Origin of the sequence: Sorangium sp. So ce836 (assembly GCF_028553905.1) — a bacterium.
Classification (GTDB): domain Bacteria; phylum Myxococcota_A; class Polyangia; order Polyangiales; family Polyangiaceae; genus Sorangium; species Sorangium cellulosum_D.
The window spans coordinates 11,876,522-11,896,252 of record NZ_CP102233.1 but is presented as its reverse complement, the minus strand read 5'-3'; the positions used below and the strand labels follow the sequence as shown (position 1 = coordinate 11,896,252).

Annotated in this window: 12 protein-coding genes and 2 tRNA genes; 12 read left to right on the top strand and 2 right to left on the bottom strand. The window is 71.9% G+C overall.

All coding sequences use genetic code 11. The features are described from left to right. The first annotated feature begins 46 nt into the window (after positions 1-46). From glmS to rpsI, 6 genes are all read left to right on the top strand, one after another. On the top strand, positions 47-1,882 hold the full coding sequence (glmS, locus tag NQZ70_RS43430) for a glutamine--fructose-6-phosphate transaminase (isomerizing) (RefSeq protein ID WP_129579463.1): 1,836 nt from the start codon (positions 47-49) through the stop codon (positions 1,880-1,882). Between the two features lie 105 nt (positions 1,883-1,987). Beyond that, positions 1,988-3,775, top strand: coding sequence for an ATP-binding protein (locus NQZ70_RS43425; RefSeq protein WP_129579462.1), 1,788 nt, complete (start codon positions 1,988-1,990; stop codon positions 3,773-3,775). Positions 3,776-3,881: 106 nt separating this feature from the next. Further along, positions 3,882-3,968 (top strand) — tRNA-Ser (locus tag NQZ70_RS43420). 105 nt (positions 3,969-4,073) lie between these two features. Further along, positions 4,074-4,161: transfer RNA gene (locus NQZ70_RS43415), tRNA-Ser, on the top strand. 622 nt (positions 4,162-4,783) lie between these two features. Beyond that, complete coding sequence (rplM, locus tag NQZ70_RS43410) at positions 4,784-5,233, top strand: 50S ribosomal protein L13 (protein WP_020740461.1); 450 nt, start codon at positions 4,784-4,786, stop codon at positions 5,231-5,233. A gap of 8 nt (positions 5,234-5,241) precedes the next feature. Then, positions 5,242-5,634 carry a 30S ribosomal protein S9 gene (gene rpsI / locus NQZ70_RS43405; protein WP_020740460.1) on the top strand — a complete coding sequence of 131 codons (393 nt, stop codon included), beginning with the start codon at positions 5,242-5,244 and terminating at the stop codon, positions 5,632-5,634. A gap of 312 nt (positions 5,635-5,946) precedes the next feature. On the opposite strand, the gene NQZ70_RS43400 is transcribed toward rpsI, so the two are convergent. Next, entirely contained in the window at positions 5,947-8,091 is a 2,145-nt protein-coding gene (locus NQZ70_RS43400) for a M23 family metallopeptidase (RefSeq protein ID WP_129579461.1), read from the bottom strand. Positions 8,092-8,208: 117 nt separating this feature from the next. Between NQZ70_RS43400 and NQZ70_RS43395 the strand changes: the two genes are divergently transcribed. Continuing rightward, positions 8,209-9,081, top strand: a complete 873-nt coding sequence (locus tag NQZ70_RS43395) for a lipopolysaccharide assembly protein LapB (protein ID WP_129579460.1) — start codon at positions 8,209-8,211, stop codon at positions 9,079-9,081. 3 nt (positions 9,082-9,084) lie between these two features. Further along, positions 9,085-10,341 carry a DUF2062 domain-containing protein gene (locus tag NQZ70_RS43390; RefSeq protein WP_129579459.1) on the top strand — a complete coding sequence of 419 codons (1,257 nt, stop codon included), beginning with the start codon at positions 9,085-9,087 and terminating at the stop codon, positions 10,339-10,341. A gap of 1,084 nt (positions 10,342-11,425) precedes the next feature. Here NQZ70_RS43390 and NQZ70_RS43385 read toward each other — a convergent pair. Next, positions 11,426-11,878, bottom strand: coding sequence for a DNA-binding protein (locus tag NQZ70_RS43385; protein ID WP_129579458.1), 453 nt, complete (start codon positions 11,876-11,878; stop codon positions 11,426-11,428). Between the two features lie 997 nt (positions 11,879-12,875). On the opposite strand from NQZ70_RS43385, the gene NQZ70_RS43380 reads away from it, so the two are divergent. The 4 genes from NQZ70_RS43380 (at position 12,876) to NQZ70_RS43365 (ending at position 19,712) form a co-directional block, all read left to right on the top strand. Next, positions 12,876-13,007 (top strand): hypothetical protein, encoded by a 132-nt coding sequence (locus NQZ70_RS43380; protein WP_257792747.1) that lies wholly within the window; start codon positions 12,876-12,878, stop codon positions 13,005-13,007. Positions 13,008-14,093: 1,086 nt separating this feature from the next. Beyond that, positions 14,094-16,328, top strand: coding sequence for an excinuclease ABC subunit UvrC (gene uvrC, locus NQZ70_RS43375; protein WP_129579457.1), 2,235 nt, complete (start codon positions 14,094-14,096; stop codon positions 16,326-16,328). A gap of 270 nt (positions 16,329-16,598) precedes the next feature. After that, a complete protein-coding gene (locus NQZ70_RS43370) occupies positions 16,599-17,915 on the top strand; it encodes a serine/threonine-protein kinase (protein ID WP_272826813.1) in 1,317 nt (438 codons plus the stop codon). Positions 17,916-17,987: 72 nt separating this feature from the next. Further along, complete coding sequence (locus NQZ70_RS43365; protein WP_129579455.1) at positions 17,988-19,712, top strand: VanW family protein; 1,725 nt, start codon at positions 17,988-17,990, stop codon at positions 19,710-19,712. Positions 19,713-19,731: the final 19 nt, after the last annotated feature.

Sequence of the window (19,731 nt, the reverse complement as noted above, 5' to 3'; positions counted from 1 at the left end):
CGCAGCACGCGTAGGCGCGCGCGGGCATTACCTAAACGAGGCGAGCATGTGCGGGATCGTCGGATACGTTGGGTCGAAAAAGGCGGCGCCGATCATCGTCGAAGGGCTGCGCAAGCTGGAGTATCGGGGCTACGACTCGGCCGGCATTGCCATTCATGACGGCAAGGGCATCGAGATCGTCCGGACGCTCGGCAAGCTGATCAAGCTCAGCGAGGCGCTCGAGAAGCGGACCCTCGACGGCACCACGGGCATCGGCCACACCCGCTGGGCGACGCACGGCCGCCCGAGCGAGGTCAACGCCCACCCGCACTCCGCGGGCCCGGTGGCCGTCGTGCACAACGGCATCATCGAGAACCACGTGGCCATCCGGCAGCAGCTGGAGGGCCAGGGCGTCAAGTTCCTCTCCGACACCGACACCGAGATCGTCGCTCACCTCGTCCACCGCGAGCTCCAGAAGGGCGCCAAGTCGCTCTTCGAGGCCGTGCGCGGGGCGCTCCGGCAGGTCCACGGCGCCTACGCGATCGCGGTCGTCTCCCGCGACCAGCCCGACGTCATCGTCGCCGCCCGCTACGGCTCGCCGCTCGTCGTCGGCGTCGGCGAGAACGAGATGCTCTGCGGCAGCGACATCCCCGCGCTCCTCTCGCACACCCGCGACATGATCTTCCTCGAGGACGGAGACATCGTCGAGCTGCGCGCCGACGGCGTCCGCATCGAGACCGTGGCCGGGAGCGACAAGGTCGAGCGGCGCGTGAAGCGCATCGACTGGAGCCCCGTCCAGGCGGAGCGCGGCGGCTACAAGCACTTCATGCTGAAGGAGATCCACGAGCAGCCCGACGTCGTCGAGGCGACGCTGCGCGGCCGGATCGATCTCGCCGCCGGCGACGTGCACGCGACCGAGATCGGGGTCACGCCGGAGTTCGCGAAGGAGCTGCGCCGGGTCTACATCGTCGCCTGCGGCACGAGCCACCACGCCGGCATCGCCGGGCGCTACTGGCTCGAGCAGCTCGCCCGCGTCCCCACGGTGGTCGAGCTCGCGAGCGAGGTCCGCTACCGCGAGCCGATCTTCTTCCCCGACGACCTCGTCATCGCCATCAGCCAGTCGGGCGAGACCGCCGACACGCTCGCCGCCCTCAAGGCGGCGAAGGCGCAAGGCGCCAAGGTGCTCGCGCTCTGCAACGTGCTCGACAGCGCGATCCCGCGCCTCGCCGACGGCGCGCTCTACACGCACGCGGGCCCCGAGATCGGCGTCGCGTCGACCAAGGCCTTCACCACGCAGCTCGCCGCGCTGCTCCTGCTCTCGGTCTACCTCGGCCGCCGCCGCGACTCGCTCTCCGCGGATCGCGGGCGCGAGATCCTCCAGGCGCTCTGGGAGACCCCGAGCCACATGCGCGAGGTGCTCGGCGACGCCGACTACGTGCATGCCATCGCGAAGCGGCTCGTCCACGCGAAGGACGTCCTCTTCCTCGGGCGCGGCCTCGGCTTCCCGATCGCGCTCGAGGGCGCGCTCAAGCTCAAGGAGATCTCGTACGCCCACGCGGAGGGCTACGCCGCCGGCGAGATGAAGCACGGGCCGATCGCCCTCATCGACGAGAACCTCCCCGTGATCGTCGTCTGCCCGCGCGACGCGCACTACGACAAGACCTTCTCCAACCTGCAGGAGGTCCGGGCGCGCGAGGGGCAGGTCGTCGCCATCGCCACGAAGGGCGACGAGTCGATCCTCGAGATCGCGCAGCACCACGTCTGGATCCCGAAGGTGCCGGACGAGGTGGGGCCGCTCCTCACGGTGCTCCCGCTCCAGCTCATCGCCTATTACGTCGCCAACCTGAAGGGCAACGACGTCGACCAGCCGCGCAACCTCGCGAAAACGGTCACGGTCGAGTAGCGGCGCTCCCCCGCGGCTGGGCCGCTCCGGCGCGCGGGCGGCCCAGCCGGGCGGCGCGGGCGGCCCGCGTGCGCGCCGGCGCGGGGCCGCGGCTATGCTGCGCGCATGCGCATCCCCGGCAGAACGGAGCGGCGGGTCGTCGCGGCCATCCTCGTGACCGCGCTCATCCCGCTCGTCGCCAGCATCGTGGTCGCCAGGACGGTGATCGCGCGGGTGTCGGCGACGGCGTTCCAGCCCGAGTTCGGCGTCCACCTGGACAGGGCGCTCGGTGTGTACGCCGAGCTGGCCGCCGCCATCAAGCAGGGCATGCGCTCCGAGGCCGAGGCGATCGCCGCGGCGGATCCGCTGCGCCGGAGCGCCTTCGCCGGGGACGCGGAGCTCCTCGGCGCCGAGCTCACGCGCGTCATCGCGGCGCACCCCGCGCTGGTCTCCCTGCGCGTCGAGCGCTGCGGCGGCGAGCTCGTCGGCGCGCGGGAGCGCGGCCGGCCGGTGGACCCGGCGCGCGAGAAGACGCTCACGGTCCGGAAGGCGATCGAGCGCGCCCCCGGCTCGACCGCGGAGCCCGCGCCCCCCGCGGAGCCCGCGGCCGAACCCGACGACTGCGAGGGCGACGCGAGGGCGCTCGTCGCGACGTTCGCCGCGCCGAGCGCCCGCTTCGACGAGCTCGAGTCCGCGCAGGCGTTCGCGCAGGCGTACCGCGCCCTCGAGCGCGAGCATCGCAAGGAGTACGTCGACGAGAGCTACGGCGACGCCTTCGCCGCGCTGCTCGGCGCGACGATCGTCCTCGCCGTGCTCGCCGGCGTGCTCGTCGCGCGCCCCGTGGTCGATCGCGTCGCGCGGCTCGCCGCGGCCATGCGGCCGGTCGCCGAGGGCGATCTCTCGGTGCGCGTCGCGCTCAAGGGCGACGACGAGGTCGCCGACCTCGGCCGCGCCTTCGACCGCATGCTCGAGGAGCTCGAGGGCAGCCGCGCGCGGATCGAGTTCCTGAAGCGCATGGGCGAGTGGCAGAAGATGGCGCGGCACCTCGCGCACGAGATCAAGAACCCGCTGACGCCGATCCAGCTCGCCGTCGAGGAGTGCCACCGCCGCTATGCGGGCAGCGACCCGGCCTACCAGCGCCTGCTGCAGACCACGCTCGAGGTTGTCGAGGAGGAGATCGGCACGCTGCGCCGGCTCGTCGGCGAGTTCTCCAATTTCGCGCGGCTCCCGCAGGCCGAGCTCGAGCCCGCGGATCTCGCGGAGTTCCTGCGGGAGCAGGGCGAGCGCTTCGCCGCGGTGGAGGAGGCGGGGCGCGAGCACGCCTCGGACGAGGCGCTGCTCGGGCGCGTCGATCTCGAGTTCGACGTGCCGGCCGGCCCGATGCCGGCCGCGCTCGATCGCGAGATGCTCCGGCGCGCCCTCGGCAACATCGTGCGCAACGCGGCGCAGGCGCTGCGTGACGCGCAGCGGGCGGCGCCGGGCGGGGGCGCTGCAGCGCGCCCCGGCGCCCTGTGGGGCAGGGTCCGCGTCTCGGCGCGGAGCGAGGGGCAGAGCCACCTCATCGCGATCGACGACGACGGGCCGGGCATCGATCCCGCCGTGCGCGACTCGGTGTTCGATCCCTACGTCACGACGCGGTACGACGGCACGGGGCTCGGCCTGAGCATCGTGAAGAAGATCGTCGTCGACCACGGCGGCACCATCGACGTGCTCGAGTCCCCGCTCGGGGGCGCGCGCTTCGTCGTCCGGCTCCCGCGCGCGGGCACGCCCGCGGCGCGCGCCGCGCAGCGGGCCGAGGGCGAGGGCGAGGGCGGAGCGCGCTCGACCTCGCCGCGCGCGGCGGGCGGACCTGGAGGCCCGGCGGCGCTCGGGCGCGAGGCCTTCTCCGAGGGCGATCGCGAGGACGCTCGTTGATGTTCGGGGGTCCGGCGGAGGGTCCCGGCCACGAAAGCGCGCCGACGCGTCGGTCCGTGTCAGGAGATGCTTGACCAGCCGGCCCCGCTTTGCCATGTTCGCCCGCGGAGAGGTGACCGAGAGGCCGAAGGTGCCTGATTCGAAATCAGGTGTACCCGCAAGGGTACCGCGGGTTCGAATCCCGCTCTCTCCGCTACGCTTGGCTGCTTGCCCCCGCTGAACCAGGTGGGCTCTGACCGCCCGCTCTCTCGCGGGCGGCGCCGGTCCGGCAGAAGCGGGGCGCGTCGAAGAAGTATCGGGAGAGGTGACCGAGTGGTCGAAGGTGCACGACTGGAAATCGTGTGTACGGCAACGTACCGCGGGTTCGAATCCCGCCCTCTCCGCCAAGCTGAACCGTCTGTCGACTCCTGGTGGTGAGCTCCTCCGAAACGAGCCCGCGGGAAGTTCGCGACGAGAAAAAAGAGGATGAGGCCGAGCGGCAGCTGCGCTCGGAAGTCGTGGCCGGTCGCTGAGCGACGCCCGGCTTCTGGATGCGCCGCCTCGAGCTGATGCCCGCGGAGCTGCGGCGCCTTCAACCTCGGTCGGGCCGAAGCGGAGATCTGTCCCGAGCGACGGGGGCGGTATCTGGAGACCATCCCGCGCAGGACGTGGCGAAGCGAGCGCTGTCTGCTGGGCGAGGAGCGTGGGCGCGTGAAGGCCGCGCAGGAGGCGCGAGGGCGCGAGGGCGCGAGGGCGCGAGGGCGCGAGGAAAGCGGCGGACGAGCGCGGCAAAGGACGCGCAGCAAACGAAAGAAGCGACCGGCGCGAACGCTTGTGCTATCAGGCGGCCGACCGACGCGCCCTTGACCGGCTCGCGCCGGACGACAAGGCTCCCGCCGGACGACAAACGTGACGATGACGACGATGACGATGCGCCACGAGCGGGCCCGAGACGCTTGACAGGCGGAGGGCCGCCTTGTAGAAGTTGCGCCCCTTTTTGGCAGGCGCCCTTCCGGAGTTTTTCGCCCAATGAATCCTCAGCCCAAGTCCTTTTCCGCCAAGCCTGCGGAGGCCCGCAACGAGCGTACGTGGTGGGTGATCGACGCGGAAGGCAAGCCCCTCGGCCGCCTTGCCAGCCGCATCGCCATGGTGCTTCGCGGCAAGAACAAGCCCACGTTCACGCCGCACGTCGACACCGGCGACTTCGTGATCGTCGTGAACGCCAAGAAGGTCCTTCTGACCGGTCGCAAGCTCCAGCAGAAGAACTACGTGCGGCACAGCGGTGAGCCGGGCGGCTTCCGCTCCGAGGCGTACGGTCATCTGCTCGAGCGCAAGCCGGAGCTCCCCATCCAGAAGGCCGTGAAGGGCATGCTCCCGAAGAACGTGCTCGGGCGCGAGCTCCTTACCAAGCTCAAGGTCTACGCCGGTCCCGATCACCCCCACGCGGCGCAGAAGCCGCAGCCCCTTAGCTACAGCTGAGCAAAGCCATGACGGAAACGAGAACGTACGCCACTGGGAAGCGTAAGACCGCGGTCGCGCGCGTCTTCCTCTCGCCGGGCACCGGCAACATCAAGGTGAACAAGAGGCCCGCCGACGAGTACTTCGTCCGCGAGACCTCGCGCATGGTGATGCGCCAGTCGCTGGAGCTGCTGGAGCTGCTCGAACAGTTCGACGTGAACGCGACCGTCGTCGGCGGTGGGCACAGCGCCCAGGCCGAGGCGATGCGGCACGGCATCGCGCGCGCCCTGTGCGAGCTCGATCCGGAGCGCAGGTCGTCGCTGAAGCGCGCGGGCTTCCTCACGCGCGACGCGCGCAAGAAGGAGCGCAAGAAGTACGGCCAGCCCGGCGCCCGCAAGCGCTTCCAGTACTCGAAGCGCTAGCAGGCCCGGCAGCTGCCCGTCGGGGCGGTTGCCATGGCGACGCCATCGAGGACGCGAGGGATCTTCCCTCGGCGTCCTCGACGCTTTTTGTCCTCGGCCGGGGGAGGCGCTGCGCTCTTCGCGCGGACGCCCTCGGCCTGCTCGGCGTCACATCGTCTCCGGCGGCTCTCGAGATCGGGGCCTTCGATGGGCTCGCCGTGCTCGAGCGGACCTCCCGGCCCGCCCGGCGTCACATCGCCTCCGGCGGGCTCTCGAGATCGGAGCCTTCGATGAGCTCGCCGTGCTCGGGCGGACCTCTCGGTCCGCCCGACGTCACATCGTCTCCGGCGGACTCTTGAGATCGGGGCCCTCGATGAGCTCGCCCTCATCGTCCCCGGCGCCTTCGGGCGGCTTCGGCTCGGGCTCGGCCGGCCCGCTCGGCCCGACCGCGGGCGCCGCGGTGACCGTGGCCTCGCTGCCGGCCGCTGCGGGGGGCGGCGGGGTCGGCTCCGCGACCTCCGGCTTCACCGGCTCGGGCGGCGGCTCGGGCAGCGGGATGGCGTCGAGCCGCGCGTCGAGCGCCTCCTTCGCCGCGGCGAACGCCGCGCGATCGACGCCGGGCATCACGCGCTCGCCGTCGAGCTGGAGCGTCTCGGCGTCGAAGTACTTGCCGTCCTTCTTCGCGCTGAAGTGAAGGTGCGGGCCCGTCGAGCGGCCCGTCGACCCCACATACCCGACGAGCTGGTGGGTGCCCACCTTCATGCCGACCTTGATGCCGGCGGCATACCTCGACAGGTGCGCGTAGCCGGTGCTGACGCCGTTCGGATGCAGGACGGTGACGAGGTTGCCGCTCGGACCCGCGGGGCCGACCCACTCGACGACGCCGCGGTACGCCGAGTACACCGGCGTCCCCGTCGGCGCGCCGAAGTCCGTCCCGTTGTGGGGCATCCTCTTCTTCAACACCGGGTGCATCCGCTGCGGGTTGAACCTCGACGTCACGGGCGCGCCCGGGACCGGCGCGCGCCATCCGCCCGCGTACGGCTGCCGGCCGCGCTCGTCGAAGTAGCCGCGGGCCTCTTGCCCCTTGAAATCGTAGATGCGCACCGGCTTCTCGGCGGGATCCGCGGGCCGGTACTCGAGCGCGATGATCTTCTTGTACCGGGAGAACATCCCGAGCGCCGTCTCTTCGACGGCGATCAGCCGGACGGTGCTCCCTTCCTCGAAGCTCTCCGTCGACATGCGCCCGCTCAGCGCGTCGTCGATCACGTCGAGCACGCCCGCTTCCAGGCCGCCCGATCGGTACGCGCTCGTGAGATCCTTGCCCACGTAGAAGGCGGCGACGACCTCCTCCTCGGCGATCTTCATGTCGAGCGTGGTGCCCGAGAGCAGCCCGGCCGCGTCCTCCCGCGCCTGGTAGATCTCGCTCGCCGAGACCTCGTACTCGAAGGCGCGGACGCGGCGCGTGGAGCGGTCCATCGCGACCGTGAACCGATCCTTGCGGCCGCACTTGTCGAACTTCCGCAGCCCGTCGAAGGCCTTCATGATCCGGTAGATCTGCGCCTTCGGCACGCCCTTCTCGTCGAGGGCCGTGATGAACGACCGGCGGTCCATCGCGTCGCTCGCCAGGATCACGGACGAATCCTTCGCGAGCTCGGAGATCCGCCACGGGCCCGGCAGCGGGGTGCGCTTCTTGGCCTTCACCTCGGGCGCGGCGGCGGGCTTTCCGGCCTCTTCCGTGCCTGTGGTCGAGCCCGCCGGGCCCCCCGCGACCAGCGCGCGCTCGTCGCGCACCGGGACGCCCTGGATCAGGAGCGCGATGAGCGAGGTGAGCGTCGCGAGGCCGAAGATGCCGCCGAAGACCGCGGTCATGCGCGGCGAGAGGTGCGGCCCCGGAGGCGGCCGGCTGAGGCCGGCGGGCAGACGCGGGCCGTCCGCCGCGCCGGAGCCCGCGTAGGGGCCGCCGTCCGCGAGCGACGGGCGGGAGGGCCGCGGATCGCTGCCGCGCGACCAGGGCGCGGCGCCGCGCCCGCGAGAAGAAGGAGGAGGGAGCTGCGTCCACGACGGCGACGAGCGCGCGCGCAGATCGCCGCCGCGCGACCAGGGCGCGGCCGGAGCGCTCTCCGCCCGGCGGTGGCCCACGAGCGGCGCGGCCAGCGGCGGCGTGGCAGGCCGGCTGGAGGCGTCGAGCGCGTCGTCCGTCACGTCGTCGGCGCCGCTGCGCTCGATGTCCGCGCGCGGCGCGGGATGCGGGACGATGCCGGGCTCGGCGCGCGGCGCGTCCCGCGGGGTGGCGTCGGCCTCCGCGCGCGGCGCGCCCTGCGGGACCGCGGCGCCGGCCTCCGTGCGCGGCGCTCCCGGCAGGGCGGCGGCGCCGGGCCCCGACGCCCGGCCGGCGTCGTCGTTCCGCTCCTCGGAGCGGTCCGCGGCGTCCGGACTTCCGGGAGCCTCGAGCGGGTTCTGGGGTACTGCACTCGGCACGCCGACGTGCGTACCAAGGCATCGTCGGGGTTGCAACCGCGCGGCCACCCGATCCGCGCAAGGGTTGCGCGGAAGACCGACCGCATCGTACGCCGGTCGCGTAAGCTGGCGGGCCTCATGGACGACAGGCTGAAGCAGCTTCTGGTTCTCGGCAGGGAGCACTACGAGCGACGCGAGTACGATCTGGCCGAGCACGCCCTGCGGCAGATCCTCGAGAAGACCGATCGGTTCGCGGACGTCTTCAACATGCTCGGCGTCATCCTCCACGAGCGCGGCGATTTCCTCGCGGCCGAGGCCCACTTCGAGCGCGCGGTGCAGCTCAACGAGCACTACACGGAAGCGCTGCTGAACCTCGCCGTCACGTACAACGACCTCGGCAAATACGAGGCGGCGCGACAGGTCTACTCCCGCATCCGTCGCGGAGAGGGGGACGGCGGCGTCCTCGACCCGTTCGCGCGCGGCAAGATCGCCAACATGCATGCCGATCTCGCGCAGGCCTATGCCGACGCGGGCTGCGCGCAGGAAGCGATCGCCGAGCTGAAGCGCGCCGTGGCGCTGTGCCCGACGTTCGTCGATCTCCAGCTGCGCCTCGGCACGATGTACCGCGACGCCGGCAATCTGGCGCTCGCCCGCGAGCACTACGCCGCCGCGCGCGACGCCAACCCGAAGTACGCGCCTGCGCGCGTGTTGCTCGGGGTCGCGCTGCACTCCCTCGGTGCGCACGATCTCGCGATCGCCGAGTGGCGCGAGGCGCTCGCGATCGAGCCCGACAACAAGACGGCGAAGATGTACCTTCGCATGGTGGAGGCGCAGCGGAGCGGGAACACCGCGGGCGCGGCGCCGCGCGACGCGACGCCGACCACCTCGCGGGGCGCCTCCTGGGACGCGCTCGACGAGTCGACCCCCACGGAGGTGAGCGACCTCCTGTCCTCGCTGTCGGCCGACGCGGCCGATGACGCGGATCGCCCCACACCGGAAGGCAACCCCTGAACGTTGGCGAAATACTCTCTGCTCCGCGAGGAGGCGCGCCGCGCATGGCGCGAGCTCCGTGGCAGCGAGCTGTCGGCCGGCCGGACGGCCGTGGCGGTGGCGATCGGCCTGTTCATCGGATCGCAGCCGATCTTCGGCTGCCACACGCCGCTCGTCCTCCTGCTCTGCCTGTGGTTCCGTCTGGACGCGGCGATTGCCTGGGTCGCGGCGAACATTTCCAACCCCTTGTTCGCACCAGCGCTGCTCACGGCCGAGTTCCAGGTCGGGGCGTACCTCCGCACCGGGCGCTGGCTGCGCCTTCATGAGAAGATGAGCTGGGCGCAAGCACTGTCCGAGTTCCCCGAGTACATGCTCCTCGGCGCGCCCGTGGTCGGGCTCGCGCTCGCCGCGCTCGGCGGCGGGCTGGTCTTCGCGCTCGTCGCGCTGAAGCGGCGGCGCGCGCCCTCGCTGCGGCGCGGCGGGATGGAGCCGTATCGGCTCCCAGAGGACGCGCCGCCGTGGGTCCACGCGATCGAGCGCGTCGCGGCGAGGTACAGCCCGCAAGAAGGCGCCACGCCGGCGCAGCGCACCCGGTTTCACTATGTCCGCTTCAAGCTGCTCGGCGATCCCGTCGCGCGGCTGATTGCCGACATCGCCGGCGACCGCCCCGGCGCGCTGGGGGAGGTGCTCGATATCGGGACCGGGGCTGGCCAGCTGCCGATTCTCCTGCTCGAGCTCGGCCGGGCCGCGCGCTCGCGGGGGTTCGACTGGGACCGCGCCAAGATAGAGGACGCGCGCCGCGCGAGCGGCGGCAATCCGGGCGCGCCTCTGCCGCCCTCGGCCGAGCCGCCCGGCTCGTCCGGCGAGCAGCCCGCCCCCCAGGCGGCCCCTCCGCTGGCCGCCGAGTTCTGGTGCGCGGACGCGCGCGAGGCCGAGCTGGGAGACGCAGACACCGTGCTGCTCATCGACCTGCTCCACTACTTCCGCGTGGAGGAGCAGGACGCGATCGTGCGGCGCGCGGCGGCCGCGGTCCGACCGGGAGGGCGCCTGCTCGTCCGCGAGGCGGACACCGAGCGCGGCCTGAGGAGCTCGATCACGCTCCTCGAGGAGCGCATCTTCACCGCGCTTCGATTCAACCGGGGCGAGCGGGTGCGTTTCCGCCCTGCCCGGGAGATCGTCGCGCTCCTCGAGCAGCTCGGCTTCTCGTGCGAGACGAGGCCCGCCTGGGGGAAAACGCCGTTCTCGAATGTCCTCATCGTCGGGACCCGGGCGGATCGCTGAGCCCGAGTCGCGCTTCCCGCCGAGATCTCTTCACGCACCGCCGTCGCGACGCCCCTCGGCGGTGTCACCGGGGCGCCCGGTCCAGCGTGCAAGCTCGGCCCGGTGGACCGACTGTCGATCGCGCGCCGCGGGGATCCGATGAGCATCGCAGATGGTCAGAACCTGTCCAGCGCGGTGGCAGTTGGGTCTCGTCGGTTCACGCCGCTCACGAGGCGCGGTATCCGCTGAGCAACTCCAATGTGGCACAGACCATGCCTTGGCGTTGACCAAGGGCCTGGCGGCGCTCCTTGCTGTCCGTGTCCGTGCCTGATCCACAGAGGCCGAGAGCGCCCGAGGGCCCTCTTCGGCTGGAGGCCGGGCTCGCCCACGTTGCAAATTCGCAATATCCGCCTGGGGCGTCCTGCCCAGATGTCTGTGAAGGTGCGTTGGCCACCAGCCCGCTTGGGGCGAGGCGATGTCTCGCAGGCGCAACCATCAGTACCCGGCGGGACACCCGAGGGAGGAGGCGCGGGCCAGGCGCTCACAGCCGCCACGCTCGCGCCGCGCCGATCGTGCTCTGCCAGCTTGGCAATCCCGACCACTTGCGGTCCACACAGCTAGATGTGGTGGTCCTTCGATGTCACCCCACGACATGTTGGGGTCTTCGGGTGAGGTGATGCTGCCCGACTCCCGCGCGAACGACAGGAGCGCGGGCATGGCCGCTCGGTAACCCAGCGTCCTGGGCGCCGGAGCGCGTCTGGCCGCACAGCGGCTGTCGGGCGCAGCTCCCGCATTGCGTCGCTGGGCGGATCCGCTCAGCAGCGGTCGGGCGGGAGCTTTCGGGCCGCGCGCGCGGATTTCTCCACGGCGCGTGCGGGGCTCTCCACGGCGCTACGCCGAGAGGGCATTGCTGGGGGAGTTTTCCTGAGGGGGTTCCGGAAGCGTGTACGGCTGCGGAGCTTGCTCCGCCCCGATGTGCGACGCCTCCGCGCCTGCCTGGGGAGCTCCTGGCTGGCCACGAGTTCCCCTGCTGGGCTTGGAGGAAGGCTGGACGTCGACCTCGGGCGGCTCGGTCGGACCCGCCCGGCGGGTGTCGAGGCCGGCTTCAGCGGGAAAAGTACTTGGTCGCCCGCTTCTCTCCTTTCGACGTGATCTTCTTCTCGACGAGCAGCTTCCGAATCGGGAGGGTGAGCTCCTTCGTGGTGGTGCCCAGATCCTTGGCGATCTGCTCCACGCCCTGGCCGCTGTTGGCCCGGATGTGCTCCAGGACCTTCTGCGTCATGGCGGCGAGCTCTTCCTTCGAGCGCTTCTCGCCCTTCTTGCGGGTGGGCTTCGCGGCGCGCGCGGGGCGCCCCGCCGCCTTCTTGACCTCCGCAACCGGCTGGGGAGCGGCCTTGGCCCGACCCGCCTTGCGCGGCGCGGCGGCGGCAGCGGCCGGCTGGCCCTCCCCCCGCAAGGCGTCGGCGACGGCCTCGAGAGCCGCTTTGCGGACAAGTCCGCTCAGCTGAGAGACGAATGCATCAACGTGGCTTTTGATCTCGGTTTCGACGTTGCTCATTGGATCTCGCGTCCCATGAATAGCTAGAGTTGTCAACTGCTGAACAGCACCTTGGTTGAAAATAATTCGAGAGGTGTCCCCCTCATCCCCTCAACTCGCGTCGGGAACCCGCGCTCGCGAGCTCCCGTCCCGCCGTCCCCTCATGGCGTGCTGGGGCGACCGGTCGAGCCGGACTCCAGCCAGCGCGTCTCCCCAGCGGCGTCGCGCCGCGAAGCCAAGCCAGCTGGCTTCGCTCCGAGGGGCGAAGCCCGGTGGCCGATCCGCGAAGCCAGGCTCTGCCCAAACCCAGGAGGGGTGCGATGGACAGCGCCGCGGTCCTCTCTCCGCCGCGCTGCGGCCTCTCCTGCTGCCGCGCGGCGCGCGCCGCGGGCAGACCCGTAACCGCGGGGAGCCAGCGACATTCCCACGAAGGTTGGCTTTCCTGTGCTCCGGACACACGCGACCCACCTCGCAGCAGCCGAAGCGGGCGCCTGACCGAGGGAGCGCGGAGGAGGCCGACCCCCCCGGGTGAGCCGCCCTCATCGAGGAAAGCTGTCATGGACGAGGCCGCCGTTCCAGCCCACCCCGGTGCGCTGGACCGGAGGTCTTTCATTTCTGCATTCCGCTCTGCACCGGCGGCGTGTCTGTATGCCCGAGCTTTCGTCTCCGGACCGAGCCGCTCTCCGGGATCGACCGCAACGTGTCCGCCGCCGATCCGCCCTCCGGCGCTGTCGACGTCATGAGGGCTACCCCACCCACCTGCCGGGGCGTCCCCCCGGCGGAGCGGCGCGAAGGCCCGAGGCGGTTGCGCCCACCCATGTTGCAGCGCCGAGGCCACCTCGCCTCGGGCGTGGCTGCGTCTTTTTGCGGCTGTGCTGGAGCTGCCCAGCCTACGGCCGTGTCCCCCAAACCGCTCGCCGCGCCCGCGACCCGGCCGCCGCCCCGGCAAGCCGGAAGTCTGCCCGCGGGAGGTCTCGAGGCCGCCGCTCCTGCTCAGCCGCTCATCCTGACTCAGGCGGTGACACTCGCGCTGGGCACGAGGGTGACGCTCGTCCGCGGCTCGCCCCAGCTCGCGGGCGCAGAGCGCGCCGCCGCCGCCGAGGGCGACATCGAGCCCCTGAGCGGGGCGGCGGTGATGGACGCTGGTTGACAGTTCGTCGCTCCTCGGCTGTTCGACGCGCACTCCCACCTCGGGCTCCACCCGACACCAGGTGCAGCGGCGCACCTGGACGGCAACGAACGGGAACCAGATACGGGACCGGTGGCGCCGCAGGCTCAGTCCGCCGATGCCTTCTGGCCACAGGACCCGGGTATCGAACGGGCAGTCGCTGGTGGTGTTACGACCATACAAGTCCTTTCGGGTTCAGGCAACCTGATTAGAGGGTGCGCGGTAAAGATGGAGCGCCGGCCGGGCATCGGGGCCTCCCAGATGCTTCCCAGATGCTCCCCAGATGGTCCCCAGAGGCGCGTCACCGCGGCGCCCGGCGGGCTGAAAGTGGCTTGCGGGGAGAACCCGAAGCGCAGCTACGGCGAGGACAAGCGGGCAGCGGTGGCCGGCCTGGGCAACCTCGCTCTCCAGCGGGCGGCCTCTCTCAAGGCCAAGAAGCTCCAGACGGACTGGGCGCGATGAGGCGACGAGGAGTCGCGCAAGATTGCGACCGAGGCGAAGACGCCGCCGCCCGCGAGGCCACGAAGGAGGAACGCGCGACACCCGAGACCTGCTCCTGGGAGGTCTTGCGAAGATCTTGCCGCTCGGCCGCCTCTCGGATCGAGGGCGCGTCTCGAGGCGAGCCGCGCGCGGTGAGCCACCACCGCTGTCGTCTCCGCCGCCGGCCACACGGGCGATGGCGACACACGCGAGGGCGCCGGCGCCGTGATCACGAGGGCGCCGCCGCCGGCGCGCGCGAGCGCGCCGCGCCGCCGAGCTCCGCGAGCGTGCCCCAGACGAAGCCGCGCAGTCGCGGCGCCGCCCCGCTCGTCGCGCTCACGCGAGTCGCGCGCGACGAGCGGGGCGGCGCGACTGTCGCGCAGGCCACCGCGCCTCCGCGGCTCGCGCCGTTCGGGCGGCCGGCGTGAGATCTCGACCAGGGCGTTCCGCCGCGAGCTGCGCCGCGCCGCGCGCCGGCGTTTCCGAGGTGTCACGGAGGACCGCGCGGCAGCGCCGCCCCGCTGTGCCGGAGGGGCCGTGATCGGGGCGCTTGCTGCCGGCGCGCGCGACTTCTAGATCGTTCCGGCCGTGGTCAACCCGAGCGCCAAGCAGGATCCCGAAGCCCTCCTCGCAGCCAAGCTCGCCTCGCTCCCGACGAAGCCTGGCTGCTATCTGTTCATCGACAAAACGGGCGCCGTCGTCTACGTCGGCAAGGCGAAGAGCCTGCGCTCGCGCGTCCGCAGCTACTTTCAGGAGAGCGGGAGCGACGCCCGGTACTTCATCCCGATACTCCGGAAGATCGTGGCCGATCTGGAGACGGTGGTGACCGCCACCGAGAAGGAAGCGGCCGTACTCGAGAACGAGCTCGTCAAGCAGCACAAGCCGCGGTTCAACGTCAAGCTGCGTGACGACAAGGACTTCCTCTGCCTCAAGCTCGACACGCAGAAGGAGTGGCCGATGCTCGAGACGGTCCGCCGCCCCGCGCCGGACAAGGCCCGCTATTTCGGCCCGTACCACTCGGCGACGAGCGCGCGGCGGACGCTCCACCTGGTCAACAAACACTTCCAGCTCCGCACCTGCTCCGATGCCGAGATGGCGTCGCGGCGGCGGCCGTGCCTGCAGTACCAGATCAAGCGTTGCCTCGCGCCGTGCGTGATGGATGTGGATCGCGCGCTCTATACGGAGATGGTCCGCTCGGTCGCGCTCTTCCTCGAGGGGCGCCACGACGAGCTCACGGGCGAGCTCACCGCGCGAATGCGGGACGCGTCGCGGGAGCTCGAGTTCGAGCGCGCCGCCATCTACCGCGATCAGCTCCGGGCGGTCGAGGCGGTGCGGGAAGCGCAGCGCGTCGTCTACGTGAAGGACGTCGATCAAGACGTGGTGGGCCTCTACCGCGAGGGGACGCTCGTGGAGGTCGAAGTGATCCTGGTGCGCCAGGGGCGCGTGACAGACACGCTGTCCTTCTCGCTCCGCAACATGGAGCTGCCCGACGACGAGGTGCTCGGCGGCTTCCTCAACGAGTACTATGGCGTCGCGTCCACCACGATCCCCGATGAGGTCCTCGTGCCGGTGTTGCCCGACGGCGCCGAGGGCGTCGCGGAGTGGCTCAGCGATCGGCGCGGGCGCAAGGTGACGCTCTTCGTGCCTCAGCGCGGGCCCCGCGTCGACCTGCTCAAGATGGCGAACGAGAACGCGGCTCACGCGTTCCGGGAGAAGCAGAGGAGCTCCGACGATCTCGAGGCCCGCCTCGAGGAGCTCAGGGAGCGCCTCCGACTCCCGACGCTCCCGCGTCGCATCGAGTGCTGCGACATCTCGCATCTCGGCGGCGGCGACACCGTGGGATCGATCGTGGCGCTGCTCGACGGCCAGCCCGACAAGAAGCGCTACCGCAGCTTCAACGTGAAGAGCGTGGCCGACGGCGACGACTACGCCGCGATGTACGAGGTGCTCGCGCGGCGCTTCCGCCGCGGCAAGGCCGCTCGCCCGGCGAGCCCGCCGGCGGTCGCGGACGGCGCGGAGAGCGGCGCCGCGCCCGGCGCCTCCGAGGCGGACGCGAGCGATCTGCCCGAGGGCGACGCGGCCGAGGGCGCGCCCGACGACGCGATCGAGAACGAGGCGCCGGACGGCGAGGCGATCGAGGCGGACGCGGCCGAAGAGGCGGTCGACCCGGTGAGCGCGGGCGACGCTCCGCCGGAGACGGAAGCGGCGCAGGCGACCGCGACCGCGGAGCGGCAGGCCGCCGGCTCGGCCAGCGAGGCGCCGAAGAGCGCGCAGTCCGGCGGAGCCGAGTGGGATCTGCCGGACCTGCTCGTGGTCGACGGCGGGCGCGGCCAGCTCCAAGTCGCGCTGTCGGCGGCGCGCGATCTCGGCCTGCACGACCTTCCGATCGTCGGTCTCGCGAAGGAGCGCGAGACGCAGTCCGGCGAGAAGCTCGTCGACCGCGTCTACCTGCCTGGTCAGAAGAACGGTATCCCGCTCCGCTCCACGAGCTCGGCCCTCTTCTTCCTGGCGCGGGCGCGCGACGAGGCGCACCGGTTCGCCAATCACGCGCGCAAGCGGCTGGGCAAGGCGCGGCGCCTCCGCTCCGAGATCGAGGACATCCCGGGGCTCGGCAGCGCGGTGAGGACGGCGCTCCTCCGGGAGCTCGGCTCGCTGGAGGGCGTGCGCCGCGCGACCGACGCGCAGATCCTGGCGGTCACCGGTGTGACCAAGCGCCACCTGTCCGCGCTGCGCAAGGTCATCCCGTCTCCCGAGCCCGCGCCGTCCGCCGCGCCGGAGGAGGGCGGCGGTGATGCCGAGAAGGCTCCGGGGCTCACCCGGTGAGCGCGCGCGGGCCCGCGGCGCGATGGACCGGTGTAAAGATCACGCCGCGACCGAACAGCGTTCCGGGTTGAGCGCCAAGGCGTTCTCTGCGACGATCCGGACATCAGGCGCCCGGCTTCGCTCCGGGCGCGCGCTGTCGATCCTCGATCAAGATCACCACCTGGCACACCGAGCGCTCCTCGCGAACCCGACCTCATGGAGGCCGCGCTCGGCGGGCTCCATTCCCGGCGGGGACAGCCCCGCTCCGGGGTTACTCGGCACGTGAGCACCATGGGAGAAGTACGCGCTGGCCACACGCTCGGTCGCTATGAGCTCCTCGTCCCCATCGCGCTCGGGGGCATGGCCTCGGTGTGGGCCGCTCGAACGAGCGGTCAGCTCCCGAGGATCGTCGCCGTCAAGCTGCTGCGCGCCGAGCTGAGCGACGACCCCGACTTCGAGGCGATGTTCCTGGACGAGGCCACGCTCGTCTCGCAGATCCACCACCCGAACGTCGCGGAGACCATCGATGCGGGCGAGGAGGACGGCGTCCTCTATCAGGTGATGGAGCTCATCGACGGCGAGCCGCTCAACCTCGTTCTCCGCGAGAGCAAGGCGCGCGGCGGCGTCCCGCTCCCGGTCGCGCTCCGCATCGTCGCCGAGGCGGCGCTCGGCCTGCACGCGGCGCACGAGCTGCGCGGCCGCGACGGCAAGCTCGTCGGCCTCGTCCACCGCGACGTCTCGCCGCAAAACATCCTGGTCGGCTACGACGGATCGGTGAAGATCCTCGACTTCGGCGTCGCCAAGGCCGCCTCGAACCTGCAGCGCACCAAGGTCGGCCAGGTGAAGGGCAAGTACGCGTACATGTCGCCGGAGCAGGCGGGCAGCGAGCCCATCGATCGGCGCACCGACGTGTTCACGCTCGGGATCGTCTTCTATCAGCTGGTGACGGGCAAGCACCCCTTCCTCGCCGAGAACGAGCCTGCGACGGTGCGCCGCATCTGCGACAAGGCCGCGGCCGAGCCGCCGCGCACGCTCGTCCCTTCGCTCCCGGACGACGTCGGGCGCATCGTCATGAGGGCGCTCGCGAAGCCCAGGGACGAGCGCTTCGCGTCGATGGCCGAGCTGCGCCGCGCCATCGAGCAGGCGTCGCTGACGACGCCGCTCGCCACCGCCGATGAGCTCGCCGCGCTGATGCAGCGGCTGCTCGGCCCGCGCGGCGAGCGCCGGCGCGCCGCGATCCAGGAGGCGATGCAGATCGCGCGCGAGCGCTCGAACGACCCGGACTATCCGCCTACCCAGCAGAGCTCGCCACAGGCGGCCGAGCCCCCCGGGCGCGCGGTCGTGGAGCGCGGCGCGAGCGCTCCGCCGCCCGAACGACGCGCGCGGCGCTGGCTCGTCCCCGTGGCGTCCGTCGTCCTCGCGGTCCTCGTGGCGCTCGCGGGCGCGTACCTCCTGCGGTCCGCGCCCGCAAACCGCGCGCCGCACGGGCGGGGCGGCTTCATCGTGCCCAGGGCGGGCTCCATCGGGGCGCCGCTCCTCCGGGCCGCGCACGCCGCGTCGAAGGCGCCGCGCGGCCGCGCGGCCCCCGGGGCGGGCACCGCCCCGTGACCGGCTAGGCCGCGCCGGCGGCGGCGTTTCCTTGACGGTTCGGGGAAGGCTTTTCAAGATGGCCGCCCTCGCATGGATCTTCGCCGCTCGCCGGAGCTCTGGCGGTTCGCCGCGCTGGTGGCGATCTTCGTCACGAGCGGCCTGGTCATCACCTACCTCGTGCTGCCGCCGCCGCCGGACGACGGCCCGAAGCCTCCGCCGGTGCTCCGCGTCGCAGCGGTGCCGGTGCCGACGGGCGGCGACGTCGTGGCCAACGCGCTCGATCTCGTGCGCCGCTACGCGACCGGCGAGATCCGGATCGTGCTCCCCGACGGCTCCGCGCGCGCGCTGCGCCGCAACGACCTCGGCGTCGAGATCAACCGCGTCCGCCTCGCCGAGTTCGTCCGCGAGGCGCTCCGCCCGGAGAGCGCGCTCCGCCGCGCGCACGAGCGCGTGGACGAGGACGCCCCGCTCGACATCCCGATCCCGCTCCTCCTCGACTCCGAGCGGGCGATCAGCAAGCTGCTCGATCTCAAGGTCGAGCTCGACGCGCCGGCGGTCGACGCCTATGTCGATCTGGAGGCGAAGCAGCTCAGGCCCGAGAAGATCGGGTATCGGCTGGACGTCTACGGCACCCTCGCGCGGATCGACGCCGCCCTCCGGGCGGGCGAGGACACGGCGCAGGCCAGCGTCGAGACGATCGCGCCGAAGCTCGTCGCGGAGCAGCTCGGCAACGTCAAGTTCGACCAGGTGCTCGGCTACTTCGAGACGCGCTACGCGACCGGGGCGAAGTCCAAGGAGAGGACGTATAACCTCAGGCTCGCCGCCTCGAAGCTCGACGGGGTGGTCGTCCTGCCGGGGGAGATCTTCGACTTCAACGAGACGGTCGGCCCGCGCGACGAGGCGCACGGCTACCGGGTCGCTCCGGTCATCGCCCAGGGGGAGCTCGTCGACGGGCTCGGCGGCGGGACTTGCCAGATCTCGGGCACGCTCCACGGCGCCGCGTTCTTCGCGGGGCTCGAGATCGTCGAGCGCTACCCGCACTCCCGTCCGAGCTACTACATCAAGCTCGGCCTCGACGCGACCGTCGTCTATCCGACGATCAACTACCGCTTCAGGAACCCGTTCGACTTCCCGATCGTGCTCCACGAGACGGTGGCCGGCGGCGTCGTGCGCGCCGAGATCCTCGGCCCCTCGCGCAAGCTCACGGTCACGTACTTTCGCCGCATCGACGAGGTCATCCCGTTCGAGGAGCTGGAGCGCCCGACGCCGAAGCTGCCTGAGGGGACACGGACGCTCGCCCAGCGCGGCATCCCCGGCTTCCGGACGACGAGCTCGCGGGTCGTGCGCGACGGCGCCTATGGCGTGCGGGAGAAGTGGAGCGACAGCTACCCGCCGACCACGCAGATCATCCATGTCGGGAGCGGCCCGCGCGATCCGGGGGTCAAGGTGGCCGACGACAATCACCCCGAGTACGTGGCCGACGAGTACCTCGTGGTCACGCAGGGCCCGGACGTCCGCACGCCCGGCGTGACCGGCCCCGAGCCGGGCGGCGGCACCGTCGAGAGCCGCGAGCCGGGGCTCACGGGCGAGCGCGGCTGGACCGAGCGCGCGGGGATCGGCACCTTCCGAGCGAAGGGGGATGCGCGCGGCGAGGACGCCCCGCCTGCGGAGGGCGCCGGCACCGTGCAAGCCTCGAACGAGCAGCCCGAGGGCAAGGGCGCGAGAGAGGCCCGCGGCCAGAAGGACCCTGCGGGCGACGAGGCGAAGGACGGCAAGAGCAAGAAGCGGCGCCAGAAGAAGGGCGACGGCGGCTGATCGGCCGCCGCCCGCCGGC

What these genes read in the sequence shown, in the direction of transcription:
- NQZ70_RS43395 (WP_129579460.1), top strand. Translation starts at nt 8,209, where the DNA reads ATGGACGACAGGCTGAAGCAGCTTCTGGTTCTCGGCAGGGAGCACTAC.
- glmS (WP_129579463.1), top strand. Translation starts at nt 47, where the DNA reads ATGTGCGGGATCGTCGGATACGTTGGGTCGAAAAAGGCGGCGCCGATC.
- NQZ70_RS43370 (WP_272826813.1), top strand. Translation starts at nt 16,599, where the DNA reads ATGGGAGAAGTACGCGCTGGCCACACGCTCGGTCGCTATGAGCTCCTC.
- NQZ70_RS43425 (WP_129579462.1), top strand. Translation starts at nt 1,988, where the DNA reads ATGCGCATCCCCGGCAGAACGGAGCGGCGGGTCGTCGCGGCCATCCTC.
- rpsI (WP_020740460.1), top strand. Translation starts at nt 5,242, where the DNA reads ATGACGGAAACGAGAACGTACGCCACTGGGAAGCGTAAGACCGCGGTC.
- NQZ70_RS43365 (WP_129579455.1), top strand. Translation starts at nt 17,988, where the DNA reads ATGGATCTTCGCCGCTCGCCGGAGCTCTGGCGGTTCGCCGCGCTGGTG.
- NQZ70_RS43385 (WP_129579458.1), bottom strand. Translation starts at nt 11,878, where the DNA reads ATGAGCAACGTCGAAACCGAGATCAAAAGCCACGTTGATGCATTCGTC.
- rplM (WP_020740461.1), top strand. Translation starts at nt 4,784, where the DNA reads ATGAATCCTCAGCCCAAGTCCTTTTCCGCCAAGCCTGCGGAGGCCCGC.